The sequence below is a fragment of the Massilia genomosp. 1 genome (assembly GCF_011682185.1).
Taxonomy (GTDB): Bacteria; Pseudomonadota; Gammaproteobacteria; order Burkholderiales; family Burkholderiaceae_D; genus Telluria_A; species Telluria_A rubra.
This window is the reverse complement of record NZ_WHJF01000014.1, coordinates 18,599-36,828: the sequence shown is the minus strand read 5'-3', so window position 1 is coordinate 36,828 and position 18,230 is coordinate 18,599. Positions and strand designations below refer to the sequence as shown.

Below are 18,230 nucleotides of genomic sequence, written 5' to 3'. Positions count from 1 at the left end.
GGGAACAAGGCGGTTTTGATCTTACCAGTTCGGCGGGCACTTTTCCGCCGGCACTGTTACTTTGAGAAAGAATAATCAGGAAAGCTGCCCGATGCCGGCCAGCTTCCAGTCGCCGCCGCCCTTGACCGGCTTGGACATATTCCACACCTCGGCCAGCGCTTCGGGCGCGGCGCCGGGCGCGGTGCGGATCTGGCCGCTGAAGCGGACCGTGGCGCGGTAACTGTCGCCGACCGTCTCGACGCCCAGCAGTTCGGACTCGATCGCCACCACTTCGGTCACGCTGGCGCCGGGTGCCTGCATTTGCGGTTGCAGCTCGGCGTACACCTGCGGCGTGGTGAACTGGCGCAGGTCGTTGGCGTCGGCCTTGTCCCAGGTCTTTTGCATGCGGATGAAGGTGGCCTTGGCCTGGCGCAGCAAGGCGCCGGTGTCGACGCCGGGCGGCATGGCCGGCTTGGCGCTGACGGGCGCGGCTGCCGGTTTGGCAGCGGCGTCGCGGCGGCGTTTGCTGCGGTAACCGAAGAAACCGGCCAGGCCGAACAACATGACCGCGCCGCCGATGTAGACCGTGGGCGGATATTCCGACGCCGGGGCCGACGCGGGCGCCGCAGCCGGCGCCTGCTGGGCCATGGCCGCGCCGCTGAACGCGCTCAGGGCAAAAACCATGTTTGCAACAAATTTTTTCATCGTACGATTCCTAGAATTTGATACCGGTGTGCAACGCCGCCACCCCGGCCGTCAAATTGAAATACTGGACCCGCTCCAGGCCGGCCGTTTCCATCATGGTCTTGAGGGTTTCCTGGTCTGGATGCATGCGGATCGACTCGGCCAGGTAGCGGTAGCTGTCGGCGTCGCCGGCGATTTTCTGGCCCAGCCACGGCAATACCGAGAACGAATACACGTCGTACGGCTTTTGCAGGGGCGCGGCGACCTTGGAAAATTCCAGCACCAGCAGCTTGCCGCCTGGCTTGAGCACGCGCCGCATTTCGGCCAGCGCCTGGTCCTTGTGGGTCATGTTGCGCAAACCAAAAGCCACGCTGACCCGGTCGAAGTAATTGTCGGGGAACGGCAGCTTTTCGGCGTCGCACAGCAGGGTCGGGGTGATCAGGCCCTTGTCGAGCAGGCGGTCGCGGCCGACGCGCAGCATCGATTCGTTGATGTCGGTGAGCCAGACTTCGCCGGTCTTGCCGGCCTGTTTGGCAAACGCCTTGGCCAGGTCGCCCGTGCCGCCGGCGATATCGAGCACCTTGAAGCCCGGGCGCACGCCCGCGTTGGCGATGGTGAAGGTTTTCCAGAGCCGGTGCAAGCCGCCCGACATCAGGTCGTTCATCACATCGTACTTCGACGCGACCGAATGGAACACCTTGGCCACTTCGTGGACCTTGTCGTCCTCGGAGACCGTTTTGTAACCGAAATGTGTGCTGTTTGTCATAGTAGGGCTGCCGTTTGTCTGCGTGCATTATACAAGCGACGAACGGCAGCGGCACGCGATGCGTTTCCTATTGGCTCCAGGCGCGCGAGCGCTCCACCGCGCGGCGCCATTCGCCCATCCGTTGCACACGCTCATCGAGCGCCATGGCGGGCTCGAAGCGGCGCTCCATCTGCCACTGGGCGGCGATTTCTTCCTGCGAGGCCCAGAACCCCACCGCCAGCCCGGCCAGGAAGGCCGCGCCCAGCGCCGTGGTTTCGGTCACCACCGGGCGCACCACCGGCACGCCGAGGATATCGGCCTGGAACTGCATCAGCAGGTCGTTGCGGGCGCAGCCGCCGTCGACGCGCAACTGGGTCAGCGGCATGGCGGCGTCGGCCTGCATGGCGTCGAGCACGTCGGCGCTTTGCAGGGCGATGCTTTCCAGGGTGGCGCGCGCGATGTGCGACTTGTTGGTGCCGCGCGTCATGCCGACCATGGTGCCGCGCGCGTAGGCGTCCCAGTGCGGCGCACCGAGGCCGGCGAAGGCGGGCACGAACAGCACGCCGCCGTTGTCGGGCACGGCCAGGGCCAGTTCCTCGACCTGGTCGGCGTGCGCGATGATGCCGAGGCCGTCGCGCAACCACTGGATGGCGGCGCCGGCCATGAAGACGCTGCCTTCGAGCAAGTAGTCAATCCGATTCGCGGTCTGGCCCGGGAGCGACCAGCCGATCGTGCTGATCAACTTGTTCTGCGACATCTTGGCCGCCTGCCCGGTGTGCATCAGCATGAAGCAGCCGGTGCCGTAGGTATTCTTGGCCATGCCGGGGCTGTGGCAAGCCTGGCCGAAGGTGGCGGCCTGCTGGTCGCCGGCGATGCCGGCAATCGGCAGCGCCACGCCGAACAGGCTGGCGTCGGTGTGCGCGGCCACGCCGCTGCTGGCCACCACGCCTGGCAACAGGCCGGCCGGAATGTCGAGCAGGGCCAGCAGTTCATCATCCCACTGCGCCGTGTGGATGTTGAACATCAGGGTGCGCGCTGCATTGCTGGGGTCGGTCAGGTGCTTGCCGCTCATTTTGAAGATCAGCCAGCTGTCGACGGTGCCGAAGGCCAGTTCGCCTTTGTCGGCGCGCGCGCGGGCGCCGGGGACGTTATCGAGCAGCCATTTCAGTTTGGGGCCGGAGAAATAGGCGTCCAGCACCAGGCCGGTTTTTTGCTGGAACAGCGTTTCGTGGCCGGCCGCGCGCAGCGCTTCGCAGCAGGGCGTGCTGCGGCGGTCCTGCCAGACGATGGCGGGGGCGACCGGTTCGCCGGTGGCGCGGTCCCAGAGGACGGTCGTTTCGCGCTGGTTGGTAATGCCGATGGCGGCGATGTCGGTGGCCGGCACCTTATTGGTGCGCAGGACATCGTCGATGACGGCGCGTTGCGATTGCCAGATCTCGTTGGCGTCGTGTTCGACCCAGCCGGGCTGGGGGAAGAACTGGCGGAACTCCTGCTGCGCCGCGCCGTGAATGTGACCGGCGCGGTCGAACAGGATCGCGCGCGAACTGGTGGTGCCCTGGTCGATGGCGAGAATGAATTTGGTCATGCTGGGGGTCGCTGTTAGCTCGTCGTCCCCGCGAAGGCGGGGACCCAAGTTGGTTCCGCAGCCACAGGCGGGTCAACGAACTTGGGTTCCCGCCTTCGCGGGAACGACGGTTTTGGGGTCTAGGGTCGAAAACGCGAATGCTTAACGCGCCCGCCCTTCCTTCCACGCCTTGAGCAAGACGTCATACGCAATCGTCTCGCCCTTCGGCTTCTCGTTGGCCAGCTTCTTCCACGGCGCGGCCTTGTCGCTCAAATACGTGGCCGGATCGACCTTCGGATTGAGCTTCGGCGGGCAATTCTGCATCCCCGCGCGCTGCAGGCGCGCCATCACCGCATCCATCTCCTCGGCCAGGTTATCCATGGCCGCCTGCGGAGTCTTCTCGCCGCTCACCGCGGTGGCCACGTTCTTCCACCACAGCTGCGCCATCTTCGGATAATCAGCCACATTGTTGCCGGTCGGGCTCCACGCCACCCGCGCCGGGCTGCGGTAAAACTCGATCAAGCCGCCGTATTTATCCGCGTTCTTGGTGAAGTACTCGTGCTTGATATCGGACTCGCGAATGAAGGTCAGGCCGGTAATCGACTTCTTGAGCGACACCGTCTTGGACGTGACGAACTGCGCGTACAGCCACGCCGCCGCGCGCCGGTCCGGCGGGGTCGACTTGAAGAACGTCCACGCGCCGACGTCCTGGTAACCGTTCTGCATGCCCTCTTTCCAGTACGGGCCATGCGGCGACGGCGCCATGCGCCATCTCGGCTTGCCGTCCGCCTGCACCACCGGCAGGCCCGGTTTCATCATCGACGCGGTGAACGCCGTGTACCAGAAAATCTGCTGCGCCACTTCGCCCTGCGCCGGCACCGGGCCGGACTCCGAGAACGTCATCCCGCCCGCCTGCGGCGGCGCGTACTTCTTCATCCAGTCGACATACTTGGTCAGCGCGAACACCGACGCCGGCGAATTGGTGGCCCCGCCGCGCGCGACCGCCGCGCCGACCGGCGTACACTTGTCGGCCGCCACGCGGATGCCCCATTCGTCGACCGGCAAGCCGTTCGGAATGCCCTTGTCGGCGGCGCCGGCCATCGACAGCCAGGCATCGGTGAAACGCCAGCCCAAGGATGGGTCCTTTTTGCCGTAGTCCATGTGGCCGAACACCTTCTTGCCGTCGATGTTCTTCACATCGTTGGTGAAGAATTCGGCGATGTCTTCATACGCCGACCAGTTCTGCGGCACGCCCAGCTCGTAGCCGTACTTGGCCTTGAATTTGTCTTTCAGGTCCTTGCGCGCAAACCAGTCGGCGCGGAACCAGTACAGGTTGGCGAACTGCTGGTCGGGCAGCTGATACAGCTTGCCGTCCGGCGCGGTGGTAAAACTCGCGCCGATGAAGTCCTTCAGGTCCAGGCCCGGGTTGGTGAAGGCCTTGCCCTCGCCGGCCATGTAGTCCGACAGCGGAATGATCGCGCCGTAGCGATAGTGGGTGCCGATCAGGTCCGAGTCCGAGACCCAGCCGTCGTAAATACTTTTACCGGACTGCATGGACGTTTGCAGCTTCTCGACCACGTCGCCTTCCTGGATGATGTCGTGCTTGACCTTGATGCCGGTGATTTCCTCGAAGGCCTTGGCCAGCACCTTCGACTCGTAGACGTGGGTATCGATCGTTTCGGAGACCACGCTGATTTCCTTGATGCCCTTGGCCTTGAGCTTGGCGGCGGCGTCGATGAACCATTTCATTTCGTCGAGCTGCTGCTGCTTCGACAGCGAGGAAGGCTGGAATTCCTGGCCAATCCATTTTTCGGCTTCCTTGGTGTCGGCCCAAGCGCTCGCCGTGGCCAGCAATGCCGCCGCCATCAGTGTCATTTTCAGTTTCATGTCTCCGCCTTTTTTATATGTACATCGTTAAGAAAGTACCCCACCCGTGCGCAGCTAAGTAAGTGCGCATAAATTCTTGTCATTTCTAGCTTCCATAAGCGGCGCCTTGCTGCGTTGCCCACCGCTAGGAGTCTGCGCGGCAGAAGCTCGTCGGTCGAAACGAGTGGAGAAAAGTCCCACTTCCCGCCCATTTCTCGGTCTGTAGCTACGGCTACAGACCTCAAAAGTGGGCGTGAATTGGGTTCTTTTCCCACCCGTTTCGCCTCGACTCCTTCTGCCGCGCAGACTCCTAGCAGTACACGCACTGCGTCGCGGCGTGCGCCTTGCAAGGCATCCGCTTCTGTTCGCTATAAATGACAATAATTTCTGCACACTTACTTAGCAGGTCAGCCCCGGCGCATCACAATCAACAACACCACAAACCCGATCGCCGCGCCAAATCCCTGATGCAAATCGGAGAGGCCCGCCCATGCGAGGTTAACATACGCGGCCGTCAACAGGCCAATAAACAAACGGTCGCCGCGCGTGGTCGCCATCGGCAGAAAGCCGCGCCGTTCGATCGACGGCGAACGCACCTGCCAGATCGTCATCCCGGCCAGCATCAGGCCGATGCAGCTGAAGAAAATCGCCACCGGCGGCGACCACGCCATCCATGAAAACAGGTTTTCCATCTCACACCCTCCCCATCGCAAAGCCCTTGGCAATATGATTGCGCACGAACCAGATCACCAGCGCGCCCGGCACGATGGTCAGTACCCCGGCCGCCGCCAGCACGCCCCAGTCCATGCCGCCGGCCGACACGGTGCGCGTCATGATGGCGGTAATCGGCTTGGCGTCCACCGAAGTGAGCGTACGCGCCAGCAGCAACTCTACCCAGCTGAACATGAAGCAGAAGAAGGCGGTCACGCCCACGCCCGATTTGATCAGCGGCAGGAAGATCTTGAAGAAGAAGCGCGGGAAGCTGTAGCCGTCGATGTAGGCCGTCTCGTCGATCTCTTTCGGAATGCCGGACATGAAGCCTTCCAGTATCCACACCGCCAGCGGCACGTTGAACAGCATATGCACCAGCGCCACGGCCAGGTGGGTGTCCATCAGGCCAACCGTGGAATAGAGCTGGAAGAACGGCAGCAGGAATACCGCCGGTGGCGTCATGCGGTTGGTCAGCAGCCAGAAAAACAGGTGCTTGTCGCCGATGAACGAATAGCGCGAGAACGCATACGCGGCCGGCAGCGCCACCGACACCGACATGACCATGTTCATCATCACGTAAATCATCGAGTTGATGTAGCCGCTGTACCACGACGGATCGGTGAAGATGGTGCGGTAGTTCGCCAGCGTGAATTCGCGCGGGAACAAGGTGAGCGCCCCGGTGATTTCTTCGTTGGTCTTGAACGACATGTTCAGCATCCAGTAGATGGGCAGCATCGCCAGCACCAGGTAAAACACCAGCAGCGGTGTGGAGATGCGCTTCATTTGGACTCTCCCGTGCCGAGACGTTGCATCCAGCTGTACAGCACAAAGCAGAACAGCAGGATGATGAGGAAGTAAATCAAGGAGAACGCGGCGGCCGGACCCAGGTCGAACTGGCCCACGGCTTTTTGCGTCAGGTACTGCGACAGGAAGGTGGTGGCGTTGCCAGGCCCGCCCCCGGTCAGCACGAACGGTTCGGTGTAGATCATGAAGCTGTCCATGAAGCGCAGCAGCACGCCGATCATCAGCACGTTGCGCATCTTCGGCAGTTCAATGTAACGGAACACCGCAAAGCGCGAAGCGCCGTCGATGCGCGCCGCCTGGTAGTAGGCGTCCGGGATCGAGCGCAGGCCGGCGTAGGCCAGCAGCACCACCAACGGCGTCCAGTGCCACACATCCATCACCAATACCGTCACCCAGGCATCGACCACGCTGCCGGTGTAGTTGTAGCTGATGCCCATGCGGTTGATGGTATTGCCCATCAAGCCGATGTCGTCGCGGCCGAAAATCTGCCAGATGGTGCCGACCACGTTCCAAGGAATCAAGAGCGGCAGTGCGATCAGCACCAGCGCGAGCGACGCGCGCCAGCCGGCCGCCGGCATGGTCAGCGCGATCAGGATGCCGAGCGGGAGCTGGATCAGCAGCACCGCCATCGAAAAGCCCAGCTGGCGCACCAGCGCGCCATGCAGCTCGCTGTCGCGCATGATCATCTTGAACCATTCGGTGCCCACAAAAACACTGTTGGTCGGGCTGAGAATGTCCTGCACCGAGTAGTTCACGATCGTCATCAATGGCAGCACGGCCGAAAAGGCCACGCAGATGATCACCGGGAGCACCAGCAGCCAGGCGCGGTTGTTATAAGTTTTCATGTCAGGCCACCCGCTTGTCGTTGACGTAGTAAAGAGTGCGCTCGGGCGGAAAGCGCAGCCACACCGCTTCGCCGGCGCGCGCCGGAGCGGCGCGCAGCTTGGCCGTCACGGTATGGCCGCCCACGGAAAAATCGGCCATGAAGTGCGTGCCCATGTTGCGCACGCTGGCAACCGTGGCGGCCACGGTGTCGCTTGCCTGGGCGGCGGCGCATTCGACGAATTCCGGACGGATGCCGATGGTAACGGCCGCGCCGCCGGCCAGCGCGCCTTGTGCCTTGGCCGGCAGCGCAATGCCGTCCGCGCCAGGGTAGGCGCGGCCATCGCGCACCGGGCAGGCCAGCAGGTTCATGCCGGGGTTGCCGATGAAGTAGCCGACAAACGTATGCGCCGGCTCCTCGAACAGTTCCTGCGCGCTGCCGGTCTGCACCACTTCGCCCTGGGTCATCACGACCACCTTGTCGGCGAAGGTGAGCGCTTCGACCTGGTCGTGGGTGACGTAGATCAGCGAGAGTTTGAGCTCGTGATGGATTTCCTTGAGCTTGCGGCGCAGCAGCCACTTCAGGTGCGGGTCGATCACCGTGAGCGGCTCGTCGAACAGCACCGCCGCCACGTCCGGCCGCACCAGGCCGCGCCCGAGCGAGATCTTTTGCTTGGCGTCGACCGCCAGGCCGCTGGCGCGCTGTTTCAGGTCGGCGGACAGTTCCAGCATGCCTGCGATGTGTTCGACCCGCTTGCGCACCTCGGCTTCTTTCCAGCCGCGGTTACGCAGCGGGAAAGCCAGGTTGTCGAACACCGTCATGGTGTCGTAAATGACGGGGAACTGGAACACCTGCGCGATGTTGCGCGCTTCGGGCGGCAGGTCGGTGACATCCTTGCCGTCGAAAATCACGCGTCCGTGCGACGGGCGCACCAGGCCCGAAATGATGTTGAGCAGCGTGGTCTTGCCGCAGCCGGATGGGCCGAGCAGCGCATAGGCGCCGCCGTCGTCCCAGGTCAGGTTCATCGGGCGCAGGGCGTAGTCTTCGGGCCTTTGCGGATTCGGTTTGTAGGCATGCGCCAGGTCGGGCAGTTCGATGCGGGCCATTTACACTGCCTCCTGGATCTGCGGCGGCGCAAACAGCAAGGCGCCGCCGGGTGCGAACACGAACAAGTCGTCCGGGCGCAGGTACACGGTGCATGGCACGCCGAGGTCGAGGTTATGCACGCCGGTCAGTTGCGCCACCAGCCCGATCGGGCCGCGCTGCAGGTGGGCATAGGTTTCGGAACCGCTGATCTCGGCCAGTTCGACCTGGGCCTGGATCGGAAAATCGTCGGCACGCAGGGGCGCGACGCGCAGGCTGTGGGCGCGCAGGCCGAGCACCACCTCGCCATGTTGGGCGGCCTGGCGGCGCTGGGCGTCGTTCAGGGGAATCGACAGCTCGCCCGCCACCCGGGCCATGCCATCAGGGCCGACGGTGGCGCTAATCAGGTTGATCGGCGGGTCGCTGAAGGTGCGCGCGCTCTGGACCGAGTTCGGTGCGTTGAACACATCGAGCGTGGCGCCATGCTGCAACAGGCGCCCTTCGTGCAGCAGCACCGTGTGGCCGCCCAGTTGCAAGGCTTCGAGCGGCTCGGTGGTGGCGTAGACGACGGTGGTTTTGCCTTCCGCGAACAGGGCGCCGAGCTCCTTGCGCAATTCTTCGCGCAGCTTGTAGTCGAGGTTCACCAGCGGCTCGTCGAGCAGCAGCAGGGCCGATTCCTTGATCAGCGCGCGCGCCAGCGCGGTGCGCTGTTGCTGGCCGCCGGACAGTTGCGCCGGCAGCTTGTCGAGGTGCGCCGAAATATGCAGGCGCTCGGCCATGCCCGCCACGCGGGTGCGGATCTCGGCCTCGGGCACGCGCTTGATGCGCAGCGGCGAGGCGATGTTATCGAACACCGTGAACGATGGGTAGTTGATGAACTGCTGGTACACCATCGCCAGGTCGCGCTGGCGCACCGGCAGGCCGGTCACGTCCTTGCCGCCGGCGATCACCTTGCCGTGCGTGGGCCGGTCCAGGCCCGCCATGACCCGCATCAGCGAGGTCTTGCCGGCCTGGGTGGTGCCCAGCAGGACGTTGATGGTACCGGGTACCAGTTCGAGCGACATGGGGTACAGGTGATCCTGCGCCCCATACTTCGTGCTCACGTTTTCCAATGACAGCTGCATTTCGTCTCCTGTTGTCGGGGCCTCGACCAACCTGCTGCGCGCTGCCATTTTCGCCCTGCGATGCTCACCGTACTTTCGTACGGCTGCGCTTCTCGGACAAAACTGGCATCGCTCGCTACGGTTTTTCGAGGCCCCTTTTCTCGTCTTTTACTGCATCCCTGTCGCGGGATTTGCTTGTTCTACTTGCGAAATTCGGTGATCCAGGCATCGACTGCGATGGCCGCATCGGCGGGCAAATGCAGGCCCAGTTTGGAACGGCGCCACAGCATGTCGGTCGCGGTGGTGGCCCATTCATGATCGATCCAGTACACCGCTTCGGCCTCGAACAGGCCGGGCACGATCTGCGCGCCCATGGCGGCGATGCTGCTGCGCTGGTCGATGACCAGGTGGATGCGGGTGCCGTAGGCGCGCGCGTAGCGTGCCACCAGCGCCGCCGGCAGCCACGCGTACTGCTTCTGCAGGTCGGCCACGAAACGGTCGAATTCGAGCACGCTGCGCTTGTCCGGCAGCGGACCATGCACGTCGCCGCCGGGCAGGCAGGCGTTGACGGTCCATGCTCCGTGGCTGTTGCCCAGCCTTGGCGCGATCAGGTCGACGGCCTGCTCGGCCAGTTTGCGGAAGGTGGTGATCTTGCCGCCAAAGATGGAGAGCATCGGCGCGCCCTTGTCATCGAGCTCGAAGGTGTAGTCGCGCGTGACATCGGAGGCGTCGCTCGACTCGTCGTCGAGCAGCGGACGCACGCCGGAGTAGCTCCACACCACGTCGGCCGGGGTGATGGGTTTGCTGAAGTAGCGGCTCGACAGCGTACACAGGTAGTCGATTTCGGCCTGGTCGATTTCGACCTTGCCGGCGTCGCCGTGGTATTCGAGGTCGGTGGTGCCGATCAGGGTAAAGTCCTGCTCGTACGGAATGGCGAACACCACGCGCCCGTCCGGGTGCTGGAAGATGTAGGCGTAGGGGTGGTCGAACAGGCGCCGCACCACGATATGGCTGCCCTTGATCAGGCGCACCGACTTGTCGGCCGGCCCCGGGTTGGTCCCCTGCAAGAAGCGCGAGGCCCAGGGCCCGGCGGCGTTGACGATGCAGCGCGCGCTGACATCGATGGCCGAACCGTCGGCGCGGCGCAAGCGCGCTTCCCAGCGCTCGCCCTGGCGCCGCGCCGACTCGCAGGCGGTGCGGGTAAACACGTGCGCGCCCTTGGCGGCGGCGTCGATCGCGTTGAGCACCACCAGGCGCGCATCGTCGACCCAGCCGTCGGAATACACGAAGCCGCGCGTAAAGTCGGGCTTGAGGGGCGTACCGGCCGCATGGCGGCGCAAGTCGATGCCTTCGGACCCGGGCAGCAGTTCGCGCCGCGCCAGGTGATCGTACAAAAACAGGCCGGCGCGGATCATCCACGCCGGGCGCTGGCCCTTGTCGACCGGGGTGACGAAGCGCATCGGCCACATGATGTGCGGGGCGGCGCGCAGCAGCACTTCGCGTTCGATCAGTGCCTTGCGCACCAGGCCGAATTCGTACTGCTCCAGATAACGCAGGCCGCCGTGAATCAGCTTGGTGGCCGCCGACGAGGTGTGCGAGGCCAGGTCGTCCTTCTCGCACAGGACCACGGACAGGCCGCGCCCGGCCGCGTCACGGGCGATGCCGGCGCCATTCACGCCGCCGCCGACCACCAGTACATCACACGCGATATTGCCCGCCTTGTCCATGTCGCTCTCGCTTCAATTGGGGATGTTGGAAACACTGCAAAGATAAACAATACGACAAGAACGAAAAAAATGAAACAACAATTTATGTGTTTGTTTTCGTTTTTGTTCGTTTGTGATAAATTTGACGCTTTTACAGGAGCCCACATGACGCTCAATCCACGCCAGCGCCGCATTCTCGACGCCGTGCGCCAGCAGGTGACGGTCTCGCTCGAAGCGCTCGCGCAGCAGCTCGAAGTGACGCCCCAAACCGTGCGGCGCGACGTCAAGCTGATGGAAGAAGCGGGCCTGCTGGCGCGCTACCACGGCGGCGTGGGCCTGCCTTCGTCGGTCCAGAACATCGACTACAGCGACCGCCAGGTGCTCAACGTGGACGCCAAGCGCCGCATCGCCAGCGCGGTGGCGGCGCAGGTGCCGTCGCACTGTTCGCTGTTGATCAATATCGGCACCACCACCGAAGAAGTGGCGCGCGCGCTGGTGCATCACCAGGGACTGCACGTGGTCACCAACAACCTCAATGTGGCGGCCATCCTGTGCGACAGCCCGGGCTGCGAAGTGATCCTGGCCGGCGGCGTGGTGCGCGGGCGCGATCGCGGCATCGTCGGCGAGACCACCATCGATTTCATCCGCCAGTTCAAGGTCGATATCGGCATCATCGGCATTTCGAGCATCGAGCCCGATGGCACCCTGCGCGACTTCGACCCGCGCGAGGTCAAGGTGGCGCAGGCCATCATCGAGCAGTCGCGCGCCGTGTGGCTGGTGGCCGACCACGACAAGTTCGGCCGCCAGGCCCTGATGCGCATGGCGCACGCCTCGCAGATCGACGTGCTGTTCACCGACGCCAAACCGCCCGAGGCCCTGGCCCGCGTGCTGCGCGAGGCCAAGGTTAATGTTGTAATTGCGCAATAATCAAGTTGAGCGCTGGGCCGCTGGCGGTTTTTGGGGGATGATTGATGTTACCCTGTCTCCCCCTGTTTTGTTAGCGAATGAGCATGTTGACTTTTCTGATGATTATTGCGGTGCTTGCGATCGTGGCCGGCGCCGGAGTGGCTGCTTACCTCTACCTGCAGCGCAGTCAAGTCAGCAGGCTGGCCGGCGATTTCAAGCTGTACGCACCCTACCTGGTCGAGCAAACGGCGCGCGTGCGCCTGCGCGTGCAGCCGCTGGGGCGTGAATACATCGGCGACGAAGACGCCCCGGCCTACGCCGAGATGAAAAAACTGTGGTCCGGGATGACCAACCACCGCATGAAACTGATCGGCACCTTTGCGTCCGACGAAAACGAGCGCGTGTACATCATCGGCCAGCACCCGGACAGCAAGATCGTCGGCCTGGTCGGCCTGCAACGCGGCATGCGCCCGTTCGTCGAATTCCTCAAGCTCTCCGGCAGCGGCACGGTGGGGGTGCTGAGCGGCGCGCCGGGTGCGCGCGCCATGCGCGTGGCCACCTTGACGGTCGAACCGAAGCCCAACCCGTCGTGGCGCGCGGCGGTCGAAGCGTTTGCCTCCACCGCGGAAGGACGCGCGCTCGACGTGAACAACCTGATCGTGCTGTTCGAACGCGTGCATTCGGCGCGCATGGATTACCAGCTCAAGGCCGCTCCGACCCTGGCCGAAATCAAAGCGCACGCCGCCGCCCAGGGCGCCGCCGACACCTTGCACGGCCAGCAGCTCGACCACGCGCTGGAAATGAACCACGTGGCATGGCGCGAGTCCGTGCAGGCGGCACTGCTCGACAACACCAGGCGCAAGCTCAAACTGACGGTCGATACCTGGTCGCGGCTGGAGCCGAAACTGATCGTCATCCACGCGGGCATGGATCCCGACGACGTCCTCGCCACGCTGGCGGAATATCCCTCGCTCGATGCCCTGGGCGTGCAGCTCAAGGCCCAGGAATTGGGACCGCTGGAGATCTTCGAAGGCCTCAACGAGCAGCTCCCGACCGCCGACCGGCGTCGCCTTGTGGTGAAACTGAGCTCGCCGGTGGCGGCCGCCATCTATGCGCGCGCCGGCGCAATGCAGTCGGCCGGCGTGCCGCCGCAGGCGCTGGCCGCTTAAGCGGGCACGCGCTTGCTTGGCCTGCGCACAAGGCGCGCCAGGACAATGCCAGCACCGGGGGCCAGGCGGACGCGATCAGTGAGCGTGTCCGCAGCCCTTGTGTACGCTGACGGCGCCCGGCAGCTCGGCACCCGGTTCGCGGCCGGCGTCGCCGTCGAAACCGGCGGCGTGCAGGCGCGCCAGGTAATCGGCCCACAAGGCGGCCTGCTCGTTACCTAGCTTGTACAGGTAATCCCACGAGAACAGGCCGGTGTTGTGGCCATCCGAGAAGGTCGGCTGCACCGCGTAGTTCCCCACCGGTTCGAGCGCGGTGACGCCCACATTGCGCTTGCCCAGCTGGAGCACTTCCTGCCCTTGCCCGTGGCCGCGCACTTCGGCCGACGGCGAGTACACGCGCAGCAGCTCGAACGAAATCGAAAAACTGCTGCCGTCGTCAAAGGCGATATCGAGTACGCGGGACTTCTGGTGGACGGTCAGTGCGGTCGGGTTCATGCTGGTTTTTCCATGCGGCGGACGATGTCGTCCGCCAGTTTCGGCAGCAGCGCGCGGCGCTCCGCCAGGGTCGGTTCTTCGGTTGCGCGCACCGCCACCGTCCACACGGGATTGGGGAAGTGCGCATCGTCGGCGTAGCGGGCAATGACGTGCCAGTGCAGGTGCGGCGTCATGTTGCCAAGGCTGGCGACGTTGATCTTATCGGGCTTCATCACATCGCGCAGCGCCAGTTCCACGTGCCACACCGCGTCGGTAAGGAGCAGGCGGTCCGACGGCGCCAGGTCGGTCATCTCCTTCACGTGATCGTTCCAGATCACGCGGCAAAAACCCGGATAGGCGGCGTCGTCGACCAGGATGATCGACAGCTTGTCGTCGCGCCAGATCGGTTCGACCGCCAGTTCGCACAGTTCACAACTCATACCAGTACCCTCTCGATGCCGCCGTTGTTGGCGCGGGCCACGTACTCGGGCAACCAGTTTTCGCCCAGTTTGTGGCGCGCGATTTCGATGACGATGTAGTCGGCGGTGGTGCCGGCATCGTCGTTGTAACGCGACAGGCCTTGCAGGCACGATGGGCAGCTGGTCAGGATCTTGACATCGCCGGTAAAGCCGTCGGCGCGCAGCTTGTCGGCGCCCTTCTCCATCTCGCTTTCCTTGCGGAAGCGCACCTGGGTGGCGATGTCGGGACGCGACACGCCGAAGGTGCCGGACTCGCCGCAGCAGCGGTCGTTCTTTTCGATCTTGACGTTGTCCACCGTCGACACCAGCGCGTTGACGGTCTTGACCGAATCCTGCAGCTTCATCGGATTGTGGCAAGGCTCGTGGTACATGTAGCGCGTGCCGCTGACGCCTTCGAGCTTCACGTCTTTTTCGAGCAGGTACTCGTGGATGTCCATGATGCGGCAACCAGGGAAGATCTTGTCGAACTCGTAGGTGGCCAATTGGTCGTAGCAGGTGCCGCACGAGACCAGCACGGTCTTGATGTCGAGATAATTGAGCGTGTTGGCCATGCGGTGGAACAGCACGCGGTTATCGGTCATCATCTTGTCGGCCTTGTCGTACTGGCCGGCGCCGCGCTGCGGATAGCCGCAGCACAGGTAACCCGGCGGCAGCACGGTTTGCACGCCCACTTCCCACAGCATGGCCTGCGTGGCCAGGCCCACTTGCGAAAACAGCCGCTCCGACCCGCAACCGGGGAAGTAGAACACCGCTTCGGTATCGGCCGTGGTCACCTTCGGGTTGCGGATGATCGGGATGATCTTGTCGTCTTCGATGTCGAGCAGCGCGCGCGCGGTTTTCTTGGGCAGGTTGCCCGGCATTTTCTTGTTGATGAAGTGGATCACCTGCTCGCGCACCGGCGCCTTGCCGGTGGTCGGCAGCGGCGCGCGGGTCTGCTTTTTCGCGAATTTTTTCAGCACGTTGTGGCCGAAGCGCTGCGCCTTGAAACCCCAGCCGGCCATGACCTGGCGCGTGGCGTTGATGGTCACCGGGTCGGTGGCGTTGAGGAAGAACATCGCCGCCGCATTGGCCGGCCGGAAGGTCTTCTTGTTCATCTTGCGCAGCAGGTTACGCATGTTCATCGAGACGTCGCCGAAATCGATGTTGACCGGGCATGGCGTGACGCACTTGTGGCACACGGTGCAGTGGTCGGCCACGTCTTCGAATTCTTCCCAGTGCTTGACCGAGACGCCGCGCCGGGTCTGCTCTTCGTACAGGAACGCTTCGATCAGCGAGGACGTCGCCAGGATCTTGTCGCGCGGCGAATACAGCAGGTTCGCGCGCGGCACGTGGGTGGTGCATACCGGTTTGCATTTGCCGCAGCGCAGGCAATCCTTGATGCTGTTGGCGATCTCGCCGATATCGCTCTGCTGCATGATCAGCGACTCGTGGCCCATCAGGCCGAACGACGGCGTGTAGGCGTTGCGCAGGTCGGCCCCGAACTCGGGCAGGTTGAGCAGCTTGCCCTTGTTGAAGCGCCCTTCCGGATCGATGCGCAGCTTGTAGTCGCGGAATTCGCCGATTTCTTCTTCGGTCAGGAATTCGAGCTTGGTGATGCCGATGCCATGCTCGCCCGAGATCACGCCATCGAGCGAACGCGCCAGTTTCATGATGCGGCCCACGGCTTCGTGCGCGTCCTGCAGCATGGCGTAGTCGTCGGAATTGACCGGCAGGTTGGTATGCACGTTGCCGTCGCCGGCGTGCATGTGCAGCGCCACGAACACGCGCGAACGCAGCACCTTCTGGTGGATCGCGGTCGATTCGTCGAGAATCAGCTTGTAGGCGGCGCCGTTGAAGATCTGGCGCAGCTGCGCGCGGATCTCCTGCTTCCACGAGACGCGCACGGTGCGATCCTGCACCACGTCGAACAGGGTGGCGTCGGGCTGCTGCGCCAGGCGCTCGTCGAACACCACGTCGAGGCGGTCCAGGCCGATGGCGCGCAGGGCGTCGCGCGCGCCGGCCAGCGGCTGGTCGAGTTGCGCCAGCAGCCAGGTCCAGCGCGCATGCACGGCGCCGAGCAGTTCGCTCGCTTGCTGCACGCGGTCGCCCAGCATCTCTTCGTCGCCGATCGATTCGCCCGAGGCGTCGTCGCTTTTACCGACCGGCAGGTTACCGGCGGCGAAAAACGCGCGCAGTTCGTCGGTCAGTTGCAACTTGTTCTTGATCGACAGTTCGATGTTGATGCGCTCGATGCCGTCGGTGTATTCGCCCATGCGGTTCAGCGGAATGACCACGTCTTCGTTGATCTTGAAGGCGTTGGTATGGCGCGCAATGGCCGCCGTGCGGGCGCGGTCGAGCCAGAACTTCTTGCGCGCTTCCGGGCTGACGGCGACAAAGCCTTCGCCCACGCGGGTGTTCGCGATGCGCACCACTTCCGAAGCGGCTTGCGCCACCGCGTTCTCGTCGTCGCCGACGATGTCGCCGAACAGCGCCATCTTCGGCAGCACGCCGCGTTTCGACTTGGTGGCGTAACCGACCGCGCGCAGATAGCGCTCGTCCAGATGCTCCAGGCCCGCCAGGCGGATGGTGGCGAACGACGGGCCGCCCTTGGCCGGCAAGCCATCGAGATAATCCTTGATTTCGACGATCGACGGAATCGCGTCGCGCGCCTGGCCGAAGAATTCGAGGCAGACGGTGCGCGCGTACTTCGGCATCTTGTGCAGGATCCAGCGCGCCGACGTGATCAAGCCATCGCAGCCTTCTTTCTGGATGCCCGGCAGGCCGGACAGGAATTTGTCGGTGACGTCCTTGCCCAGGCCTTCCTTGCGGAAGCGCTTGCCTTCGATGACCAGCATCTCGGTCTTGAACGGCGCGTCCCTGGCTTCGCCGCGCACGTTCGGGTGGGTCCATTCGAGCTTGAAGGTGGCGGTCGGCGCGTCGTGGATCTTCGACAGATTGTGGCCGATGCGGGTCACGTCCAGCCAGTCGCCGTTCGGGTCGACCATCTTCCACGAAGCCAGGTTGTCGAGCGCCGTGCCCCACAAGACCGCCTTCTTGCCGCCGGCGTTCATGGCGACGTTGCCGCCGATGCAGGATGCTTCCGCCGACGTCGGATCGACCGCGAACACGAAGCCGGCCTTTTCGGCGGCGTCGGAGACGCGCTTGGTGACCACGCCGGCGCCGGAATGGATGGTCGCATATTCATGGTCCACGCCGGGCAGCATGGTCATTTCGACTTCACCCAGGGTGACCAGTTTTTCGGTGTTGATGACCGCCGACATGGGCGTGAGCGGAATGGCGCCGCCGGTGTAGCCGGTTCCTCCGCCGCGCGGGATGATGGTCAGCCCGAGTTCGATGCAGCCCTTGACCAGGCCCGCCATTTCGTCTTCGGTGTCGGGCGTGAGCACCACGAACGGGTATTCGACGCGCCAGTCGGTGGCGTCGGTCACGTGGGCGACGCGCTTCATGCCGTCGAAGCAGATGTTGTGCTTTTCGGTGTAGCGGCCCAGGACCTTGGTGGTGCGCTTGCGCAGGTCCCAGGTCTGGCGGAATTCGTTGCCGAAGTCTTCCACCGCCTTGGACGCCGCCTTGAGCAGCTTTTCCACGTTGGCGCTGCGCGCGCGCGCCACTTCGAAGGCGGCGGGGTCGCCACCGTCCTCATCGACGCCGGCGCGGCGCTTGTCGACTTCGGCCAGGCGGTGATGCAGCGCGTCGATCAGTTCCTGGCGCCGCTTCGGGTTGTCCAGCATGTCGTCCTGCAGGTAGGGATTGCGCCGCACCACCCAGATATCGCCCAGCACTTCGTACAGCATGCGCGCCGAGCGGCCGGTCTGGCGCGAACCGCGCAATTCGTCGAGCAGCTCCCAGGACGACTCGCCCAGCAGGCGGATCACGATTTCGCGGTCCGAAAACGAGGTGTAGTTATAGGGGATTTCGCGCAGGCGGGTCGCGGCGTGACCGTTTGGCGTTTCGGCCAGGAGTGCTTGGATTTGTGCGGGGGCGTTCATGTATTGGTGGACTATGTGGACTGACCCTAAGGGAGTTCATTCTAGCGTATTGCGCTGCACCACGCAGGAAGGGCCATCGCTTTTGCATAGACGGCGAGGGGAATGCGCGCAAACAAAACGATGGCAATTTGAGAAAATTACAATATTTTAG

At 63.9% G+C, this 18,230-nt stretch carries 15 protein-coding genes; 2 read left to right on the top strand and 13 right to left on the bottom strand.

The window, feature by feature from the left end:
* Positions 1-75: 75 nt before the first annotated feature.
* The 10 genes from F1735_RS07620 to glpD form a co-directional block, all read right to left on the bottom strand.
* Positions 76-684, bottom strand: coding sequence for a Tim44 domain-containing protein (locus F1735_RS07620; RefSeq protein ID WP_167236369.1), 609 nt, complete (start codon positions 682-684; stop codon positions 76-78).
* Positions 685-694: 10 nt separating this feature from the next.
* Complete coding sequence (gene ubiE / locus F1735_RS07615; protein ID WP_167223660.1) at positions 695-1,429, bottom strand: bifunctional demethylmenaquinone methyltransferase/2-methoxy-6-polyprenyl-1,4-benzoquinol methylase UbiE; 735 nt, start codon at positions 1,427-1,429, stop codon at positions 695-697.
* A gap of 67 nt (positions 1,430-1,496) precedes the next feature.
* A complete protein-coding gene (gene glpK / locus F1735_RS07610) occupies positions 1,497-2,993 on the bottom strand; it encodes a glycerol kinase GlpK (protein ID WP_167236368.1) in 1,497 nt (498 codons plus the stop codon).
* Between the two features lie 141 nt (positions 2,994-3,134).
* Positions 3,135-4,859, bottom strand: coding sequence for an ABC transporter substrate-binding protein (locus F1735_RS07605; RefSeq protein WP_167236367.1), 1,725 nt, complete (start codon positions 4,857-4,859; stop codon positions 3,135-3,137).
* A gap of 386 nt (positions 4,860-5,245) precedes the next feature.
* Positions 5,246-5,521, bottom strand: coding sequence for a DUF2160 domain-containing protein (locus F1735_RS07600; protein WP_167236412.1), 276 nt, complete (start codon positions 5,519-5,521; stop codon positions 5,246-5,248).
* A 10-nt stretch (positions 5,522-5,531) separates the two neighbouring features.
* On the bottom strand, positions 5,532-6,332 hold the full coding sequence (locus F1735_RS07595; RefSeq protein ID WP_166890062.1) for a carbohydrate ABC transporter permease: 801 nt from the start codon (positions 6,330-6,332) through the stop codon (positions 5,532-5,534).
* On the bottom strand, positions 6,329-7,198 hold the full coding sequence (locus F1735_RS07590; protein WP_166890059.1) for a carbohydrate ABC transporter permease: 870 nt from the start codon (positions 7,196-7,198) through the stop codon (positions 6,329-6,331). The genes F1735_RS07595 and F1735_RS07590 overlap by 4 nt, the downstream gene beginning before the upstream one ends.
* A 1-nt stretch (position 7,199) precedes the next feature.
* A complete protein-coding gene (locus tag F1735_RS07585; protein ID WP_167236366.1) occupies positions 7,200-8,282 on the bottom strand; it encodes an ABC transporter ATP-binding protein in 1,083 nt (360 codons plus the stop codon).
* On the bottom strand, positions 8,283-9,383 hold the full coding sequence (locus F1735_RS07580) for an ABC transporter ATP-binding protein (protein ID WP_167236365.1): 1,101 nt from the start codon (positions 9,381-9,383) through the stop codon (positions 8,283-8,285).
* A gap of 179 nt (positions 9,384-9,562) precedes the next feature.
* Positions 9,563-11,089, bottom strand: coding sequence for a glycerol-3-phosphate dehydrogenase (glpD, locus tag F1735_RS07575; protein ID WP_167236364.1), 1,527 nt, complete (start codon positions 11,087-11,089; stop codon positions 9,563-9,565).
* Positions 11,090-11,233: 144 nt separating this feature from the next.
* On the opposite strand from glpD, the gene F1735_RS07570 reads away from it, so the two are divergent.
* Positions 11,234-11,995, top strand: a complete 762-nt coding sequence (locus F1735_RS07570) for a DeoR/GlpR family DNA-binding transcription regulator (RefSeq protein ID WP_167223650.1) — start codon at positions 11,234-11,236, stop codon at positions 11,993-11,995.
* Between the two features lie 83 nt (positions 11,996-12,078).
* Positions 12,079-13,143 carry a hypothetical protein gene (locus F1735_RS07565; RefSeq protein WP_167236363.1) on the top strand — a complete coding sequence of 355 codons (1,065 nt, stop codon included), beginning with the start codon at positions 12,079-12,081 and terminating at the stop codon, positions 13,141-13,143.
* Positions 13,144-13,218: 75 nt separating this feature from the next.
* On the opposite strand, the gene F1735_RS07560 is transcribed toward F1735_RS07565, so the two are convergent.
* The 3 genes from F1735_RS07560 to F1735_RS07550 are packed head-to-tail and all read right to left on the bottom strand — an operon-like array spanning position 13,219 to position 18,079.
* Positions 13,219-13,635, bottom strand: a complete 417-nt coding sequence (locus F1735_RS07560; RefSeq protein ID WP_167236362.1) for a gamma-butyrobetaine hydroxylase-like domain-containing protein — start codon at positions 13,633-13,635, stop codon at positions 13,219-13,221.
* Entirely contained in the window at positions 13,632-14,054 is a 423-nt protein-coding gene (locus F1735_RS07555) for an HIT family protein (RefSeq protein WP_167236361.1), read from the bottom strand. The genes F1735_RS07560 and F1735_RS07555 overlap by 4 nt, the downstream gene beginning before the upstream one ends.
* Entirely contained in the window at positions 14,051-18,079 is a 4,029-nt protein-coding gene (locus F1735_RS07550; protein WP_167236360.1) for a DUF3683 domain-containing protein, read from the bottom strand. Before F1735_RS07550 ends, F1735_RS07555 begins: the two co-directional genes overlap by 4 nt.
* Between the last annotated feature and the right edge of the window lie 151 nt (positions 18,080-18,230).